Origin of the sequence: Carboxylicivirga taeanensis, assembly GCF_051851475.1 — a bacterium.
In the GTDB taxonomy this organism is placed as follows: Bacteria; Bacteroidota; Bacteroidia; order Bacteroidales; family Marinilabiliaceae; genus Carboxylicivirga; species Carboxylicivirga taeanensis.
In genome coordinates this window covers 1-2,283 of record NZ_JBPUSJ010000056.1, presented here as the reverse complement: position 1 = coordinate 2,283, position 2,283 = coordinate 1, and the positions used below count along the sequence as shown (strand labels likewise).

Here is a 2,283-nt window from a genome sequence, read left to right as displayed (position 1 = left end):
AGGATTAGTGGCCAAGTAATACTAAGTTTTGGTTTTTGGCGGATGACCAAAATGCTACTGCCGATACAGAAACCCCGAAATAAGCTACAACGGTTGGCCGCATGAAGCGTATGGAGATTTAACCATACAAACCTTTCAAATTGAGCAGAGCCAAAGAGTTGTATTTGTTTTTAACTTTTCATTTTTAAAGCCAAATCGGCGATTTGGCGTTGTTTGCCGAAGCTACAAAACCTCCAAATTTAGTGTAACTCCATATGCTTTATTGCGGTTTGTTAGCAAACGTTATTTCCATTCCTTAGCATTTTGTTCAGTCAGAGTATCTACGGTCATAATCCAAGTGGTATCAACAAGCTCTTTAATTTCTCTAACAAAAATGTCAAGTGAATCAATATAGTCCTGTTTTACAGTTTTTATTTTAACCAATTTAACGTCCTCCCATTTATATGTTGCTGAACCATATATCATACTTGCCATTCCTCCTTGTCCGAGAGTGTAAATTGTTTTATTTACTGAATCAGGTTGGCAATTCGAATGATTAGAAAGTATCTTGTTATAAACAAATTGACCACTTTCTTTACTATAGATATATTTGTCTTCCAATATATTCTTCATTCCACTAGCGCTATTATAAACTGCTAAATCTGGTTTATTATCAAAATTGTAATCTTCAAATCTAATCAGGTTATCTTTAATTTCGTCTAATACCACCATACCATTAGGACTTGACATAAATAATTCTTTAACAAATATTTTATGTGTCTTTCCATTATAATTTAGCATTAGACTATCTACATTTCCATAACCTTTTGACTCAAAAGTCGCACACACTTTTATTGGTATTTCTAGTCTTCCAAATTTTCTATTTATAGATTTTTCAATTTTGTATGTGTTCGCATTAACTATCAGACCTGAGTCAAGAAGAGATAAAACAGAAAAAGTCCCAATTGAATCTTTTACAATTAGAGATTGTCCAATTGTTTCCTTCAATTCTTTTTTCTGTTCGTTACAGCTATTAAAAACTGTAAAAATGAATACTATTAATAAAATTTGTCTCATGTGTTTTTTAATGTTTGCTAACGGTTGCCGCATGAAGCGTATGGAGATTTATCCTTACGAACTTTCCAAAATGAGCGGAGCCAAAGCGTTGTATTTGTTTTTAACTTTTTTTTCTAAAGCCAAATCAACTATTTGGCGTTGGTTGCCGAAGCCACAGAACTTTCAAGAAGAGCCGGACTCCATATGCTTTATTGCGGTTTGTTGTGTACAGTGCTTATTTATTCAATTTTGCCTCAAGCTCTTTCACTTGCTTTTTAATATCAAGAGTTAATGGCTGAGTCTGTTGTTGATGATTTTGTTTATCAATTAATTCTAAATATGATTTAAAATCATTTAGTGCTAATTTATACTTCTTGTCAGAATTATATAAATACCCACGTTGCACATAACTCATTGCATAATTCGGGATGTATTCAATTGAAGTCGTAAGAGTCTCTTCAGCTTTCTTTTTATCTCCTCTTTGCATCTGAATTATTGCTAAACTTAAATATGGCTCTGGTATATATTTATTTAACTCAATAGCTTTAGTTAAATAGGGTAATGCATTATCAAATTCACCAAGTCTTGTATAAGCATATCCAATTTCACTATAAGCCATTCCATTCTTTCGACTTCCACAATTACCCGTAGTATCGATTTCTATAGCTTTCTTCAAATATGGTATTGCTTCTTTAAAATTATGTCTTCCAATCAACGAATACCCAAGTTTATAGTCTTGTCTAGCTTTCAATTGTGTTTCTGTTAACTCGTCACTATAAGCTTTGTCAAGCTTTGGTGCATAGCCAATTTGTTCTACCTTATTTGATTTTAGTTCCTGTCCGAAAGCAGATAGACTCATTAGTCCACAAATTGCGATTGTAATTAATTTTTTCATGGTTTGGTTTTTTTGCATTGTACACAACGGTGGCTGCATGAAGCGTAGCACTTCTTACGCGAGATTGTCCGTCCGGCAGGACAGACAATCGGTTGGACTTACAAACCGCCCAAAGTGCGCTAGCTATGCTTTATTGCAGCATGTTGTAGCTTGTTATTTTATCTTCTTAATTTAATCTAATGTTCAGCTTTTCACATAGCCAAAAACCAAATATGAAGGTGTTTTACGCCAGCGTTTGAAAATCAAGCTTCCGAAAATAAAAGTGCGAAAGCCTGTTAAAGCAGCTTATAACCAACTAATACTGATTAAGAGCGGCGTAAACAGTTTGTAAATCAAATTGATTCCTGTTCACG

The 2,283-nt window shown here is 33.7% G+C and carries 2 protein-coding genes; both read right to left on the bottom strand.

The window, feature by feature from the left end; translation table 11 throughout:
• Positions 1–282: 282 nt before the first annotated feature.
• Positions 283–1,056 (bottom strand): XAC2610-related protein, encoded by a 774-nt coding sequence (locus tag ACSX1H_RS19120; protein ID WP_439185858.1) that lies wholly within the window; start codon positions 1,054–1,056, stop codon positions 283–285.
• 214 nt (positions 1,057–1,270) lie between these two features.
• A complete protein-coding gene (locus ACSX1H_RS19115) occupies positions 1,271–1,930 on the bottom strand; it encodes a tetratricopeptide repeat protein (RefSeq protein WP_439185857.1) in 660 nt (219 codons plus the stop codon).
• Positions 1,931–2,283: the final 353 nt, after the last annotated feature.